The following is a 4,412-nucleotide window of genomic DNA, read 5'->3' as shown; positions in this document are numbered from 1 at the left end:
GGCGACGGCCGAGGCAATTCTTGCGGCGCTGACGGTGGCGGTCGACGCGACGGGGCCGGAGGACACGCTCGTCTTCTCCTTCGCCGGGCATGCAGTCGGATCCGGTGTGGCGGGCACGACGGGCGACCTGCTTCTTGCTTTGCCGGACACGCGCATCGACCAACTCAAGGAAACGGCGCTTGCCTGGCGCAAAATCGCGGCAGTGCTTGCAGGTGCGCGCGGCAAGGTGGTGGTTCTGCTCGACGCCTGCCATGCCGGACTTGCGGGAAGCAGCGCCTTTGCCACCAATGACGATGCCGCCGGTGCGTTGCTGACGACGGCTGGTGCCCCGATGGTGGTGCTGGCGGCGTCGAAGGGGCGCCAGGTGGCTCTGGAAAGCGCGGAGGCAGGTGGCGGTGTTTTCACCTCGGCAATCGTCGATGCCCTGACAACCGGCCGCAGCCGTGCCGATGCCGATGCGAATGGCGCAATCGACCTCGGCGAGTTCTATGTGGCAGTGAAGGGGCAGGTGCTCGCCAAAACAGGCGGCCAGCAGAGTCCCTGGCTTGCCCGCAACCTTCTGGTCGGCGACATGATGCTCTTCTGATGGCCAGGCCGGGAGGCGCTCCTGTGGGCACAGCGCAAAGGCGGTGGAGATTGCCGCACTGTGTTCAATTTTTGAACCGGAGCATATGATAAGCGTGTGCGCCATCAATCCCCATCGTGAGGCAGGATGCGTTCTGGTCTCGATCTTGAGTGTCTGCGGAGGGTAATGACAAACGCGACTATCGCGGACTGTCCGGAATTTACTTCCGTTTCGAGGTTATATAGAACGAACTAAGCTGTTCTTGTGTCGGAAAAATCAGGCGAGACAAAGTAAATATGCGATATTTCATCACCGGCACCGCAGGATTCATTGGGTTTCATTTGGCGCGGCGGCTGTTGCAGGATGGACATCAGGTAACTGGTTTCGATGGATTGACGCCATACTACAACGTGAAGCTAAAGCAGATGCGTCATGCCGCTTTGGCGCAATTTCCGACTTTCAACCCGGTCATTGCGATGCTTGAAGACCGCAAGGCGCTGGAGGCGGCGATGGCCGCTGCCAAACCCGAGATCCTGATCCATCTCGCTGCCCAGGCAGGGGTACGCTATAGCCTCGAAAACCCACGCTCCTACCTGAGTTCCAATGTGGACGGCTCGTGGAATATACTGGAAATGGCAGGCCACCACAAAGTCGAGCATGTGATGCTGGCGTCCACGTCGTCCATCTACGGCGCCAACGCAAAAGTTCCTTTCCGTGAGACGGACAAGGCGGACGAGCCATTGACCATCTATGCGGCGACCAAAAAGTCCATGGAACTCATGGGGCACAGCTATTCTCACCTTTACAAGCTGCCCGTGACTTCGTTCCGCTTTTTTACCGTCTATGGCCCCTGGGGGCGTCCCGACATGGCGCTTTTCAAGTTCGTGAAAAGCATACTGGAAGATCAGCCGATCGAAATCTATGGCGAAGGAAAGATGAGCCGGGATTTCACCTATATCGATGATCTCGTGGAATCCATTGTTCGTCTTTCGGCTCTCGCCCCATCGGAAGCCAATCGTATCGAGAACGAGGAGATCGAAACACTCTCCCGTCAAGCCCCCTTTCGCATCGTCAACATCGGAGGCGGCCAACCGGTAAGCCTCATGGATTTTGTCGAGACCGTCGAGCGCGCTTTGGGTCGGCCGGCAGAACGGCTGATGTTGCCGATGCAGAGCGGCGATGTACCGCGCACGTTCGCGAGCCCTGATCTATTGATGGCGCTCACCGGCTATAAGCCCGAGACACCGCTGCCGACCGGCGTAAAGTCCTTTGTGGACTGGTATGTCGAAGCGCGGGAGGACATGCAGAGCGGTGCTTGAAGACGCGGGGCGGTGGTCCCGGCAAGGACACTCCGTCGACGCCGACCAGTTCGTCGTCCAGGCGCCGAGGGATTCCACCGCCGCAGTGCGACCTCAGGACATGATCAATCCACCATCCACGTTGATGGTCTGGCCGGTGATATAGGCTGCATCCTCCGATGCAAGGAAGGCGACGAGGGCGGCAACTTCGGCGGGCGTGCCGGCGCGACCCATCGGAATGCCCTCTACCCATTCGGCCATCAGTTCGCCCGGGCCGTAGTCACCGAGCATCCGGCCCCAGACGCGGTCGTTGTAGTCCCACATCTCGGTGTGGATGATGCCCGGGCAAATCGCGTTGGCGGTGATGCCCTCTCGCGCCAGTTCCTTGGCAAGGCTCTGGGTCAGCCCGACGACGCCGAATTTCGAGGCGGCGTAGTGAGGCGTGTAGATAAAACCCTGACGGGCCTGGCCGGAGGCGGTGTTGATCAGGCGGCCTCGGACGCCACTGGCGCGGAAGCGCCGGATCGCCTCCTGGCAGCAGAGGAAGACCCCCTTGGTGTTGACGTCGAGGTTCAGATCCCATTCGCGCTCGGTCAGGTCCTGCACCCTGGCGATAGTTATGACACCGGCATTCTGTACGGAGACGGATATGGCACCCAGTTTCGCCTCGGCCTCGCCATAGGCGGTCTGCACCGCCCTGGCATCGGTCACATCCAGCGCGATGCCGATCACCTCCGCACCGGTTTCCTCGCCGAGCGCCTCGGCGGCGGCCGCCGTATCCGGTTCGATCGCGGCGATGGCGACCTTTCCGCCTTCCTCGGCGAAGCGCTTGGCGATGCCGCGCCCGATGCCCTTGTTGCCCCCGGTAACGAAAACCGTCTGGCCTGCAAAACGTCTCATGGTCTTTCCTCCATAGTGCGCAGCAGGCCTGAGGTTGATCTTGCAGAAGATCAGGCCGTGAGCCGTGCCGCAGTGAACTTGTCGGTGACAAGCACGTCGATGACACCCAGTTTCAGGGCACCGGCGATAGCCTGGGTTTTCGATTCTCCGCCCGCGAGCGCCATGACGCGGTCGGTTCTGCGCAAGTCCTGCAGTGAAATACCGATGACGCGCTCATTGAGCGGGGTTTCGACCGGTTTTCCGTTCCTGTCGTAGAACCGGTAGGAAATCTCGCCGACGGCGCCGGCCTCCTGCAGCATCGCCATTTCCTGGCGGGAGAAGGTGTTACCGGAGCGGGCGAGCAGTTCGGACGGCTCCACCGCGCCGATGCCGATGATCGCGAGACTGAGGCGGCCGAAGAGGTCCATCGTCTCGCGCACGACCGGATCGGCCAGCATGACGAGCTTTGCCTCTCGCGACGACGTGATGCCCTGAACGAGGAGCAGTCGCGGCTCACCGCCGGTCAGTTTCGCAAGGCGCGCCGTCAGCTGCGTGGCGTGGGTCTGTACCGATGCGTCACCCATGCCGCCCAGAATCTGTACGATGCATTTGGCCTTGGCACTCTTGAGCGGGTGGATGTTGTCCACCATGCGCAGGATGGTCTGGCTCCAGCTTGAGACGCCGACGATCTCGTCCTGCTGGAGCGTGACCTCGAGGAAATGGGCGGCCGCCTCGCCGATGCGGGCCATAATCGCGCCGTCGCGATCCTCGGAACAGTCGATGACGATCGCTTCGGTCAGGCCGTAGCGATCGCGCAGCGCGGTTTCGAGGTCCGCGAAGGTGCCGGCCGGGGGAATGACCGTGGTGCGCACGATGTCCTCTTGCTCGGCGCGCTTCAGCATGCGCGAAACGGTGGCTTGCGACATGTGCATGATCGTGGCGATCTCCGCCTGCCGCTTGCCTTCGATGTGGTACATCTGGGCAATGCGGGCGATCAGTCGCAGCTCGTTAAGCCGTCCCATGGAATCCTCCGGAGGTGAATTTTTATTCACTCATAGTTGAAGGACCCGCAACGGTCGAGCGGTAGATCGCGTCCTGCCACACCAGAAGTCGTTCCGCGGCGTCGGAAGCGCGCGGGACGAGAGGATTGCCGGCGCGCGGCAGGGCGGCGATGGCGGCAAGATCTGGCCAGACGCCAAGCGAAAGGCCGGCGAGATAGGCTGCGCCAAGCGCCGACGCCTCCGGAGCGTCGCACTGCGTCACGACGTGGTCCAGCGTGTCGGCGACGCACTGCATCAGGAAGGTGTTCTTGCTCGGCCCGCCATCGGCATAGAGGCGGCCGAGCGGCGCGGGCGATTGCGCCGACATCGCCATGAAGACGTCGTGAACCTGAAAGGCTATCGAATCGGTCACGGCGCGTGCCATCTGGGCGCGGCTCGTGTTGAAGGTGATGCCGGAAAAAAGGGCCCGCGCATCGGCGTGCCAGTATGGCGCCCCGAGGCCGACGAAGGCCGGCACGAAGCCCGGCCCGCCGGGCTGTGCGGTGGCGGCAAGATCGGTCAGGGCCTGCACGTCGGAAAGGCCGAGCATTTCCACCATCCAGGGCAGGGCCGCGGCGGAGACGAGGATATTGCCCTCGAAGGCATAGGTCGGCCGGCCGTCGATCGCCC

Annotated in this window: 5 protein-coding genes; 2 read left to right on the top strand and 3 right to left on the bottom strand. The window is 62.3% G+C overall.

Annotation, left to right across the window (positions count from 1 at the left end; translation table 11 throughout):
* Positions 1 to 586: caspase family protein (locus LXM94_RS17665; RefSeq protein ID WP_235772791.1), on the top strand; the 586-nt coding region annotated here is incomplete at its 5' end.
* A gap of 275 nt (positions 587 to 861) precedes the next feature.
* Entirely contained in the window at positions 862 to 1,884 is a 1,023-nt protein-coding gene (locus LXM94_RS17660; RefSeq protein ID WP_235772790.1) for an NAD-dependent epimerase/dehydratase family protein, read from the top strand.
* Positions 1,885 to 1,977: 93 nt separating this feature from the next.
* Here the strand turns inward: LXM94_RS17660 and LXM94_RS17655 are convergent, their stop codons facing one another.
* From LXM94_RS17655 to LXM94_RS17645, 3 genes are all read right to left on the bottom strand, one after another.
* Positions 1,978 to 2,763 (bottom strand): SDR family oxidoreductase, encoded by a 786-nt coding sequence (locus LXM94_RS17655; RefSeq protein ID WP_235772789.1) that lies wholly within the window; start codon positions 2,761 to 2,763, stop codon positions 1,978 to 1,980.
* 50 nt (positions 2,764 to 2,813) lie between these two features.
* The gene (locus tag LXM94_RS17650) at positions 2,814 to 3,764 is read right to left on the bottom strand and encodes a sugar-binding transcriptional regulator (RefSeq protein ID WP_235772788.1); all 951 of its coding nucleotides are present in this window, start codon (positions 3,762 to 3,764) and stop codon (positions 2,814 to 2,816) included.
* A 22-nt stretch (positions 3,765 to 3,786) separates the two neighbouring features.
* Positions 3,787 to 4,412: FGGY-family carbohydrate kinase (locus LXM94_RS17645; protein WP_268965164.1), on the bottom strand; the 626-nt coding region annotated here is incomplete at its 5' end.

It is taken from the genome of Rhizobium alarense (assembly GCF_021555155.1).
Taxonomy (GTDB): domain Bacteria; phylum Pseudomonadota; class Alphaproteobacteria; order Rhizobiales; family Rhizobiaceae; genus Rhizobium_D; species Rhizobium_D alarense.
This window is presented reverse-complemented; position numbering and strand designations above follow the sequence as displayed.

Excerpts from the sequence above, each read along its gene's own strand:
- LXM94_RS17660 (WP_235772790.1), top strand. The coding sequence starts at position 862 with ATGCGATATTTCATCACCGGCACCGCAGGATTCATTGGGTTTCATTTG.
- LXM94_RS17655 (WP_235772789.1), bottom strand. The coding sequence starts at position 2,763 with ATGAGACGTTTTGCAGGCCAGACGGTTTTCGTTACCGGGGGCAACAAG.
- LXM94_RS17650 (WP_235772788.1), bottom strand. The coding sequence starts at position 3,764 with ATGGGACGGCTTAACGAGCTGCGACTGATCGCCCGCATTGCCCAGATG.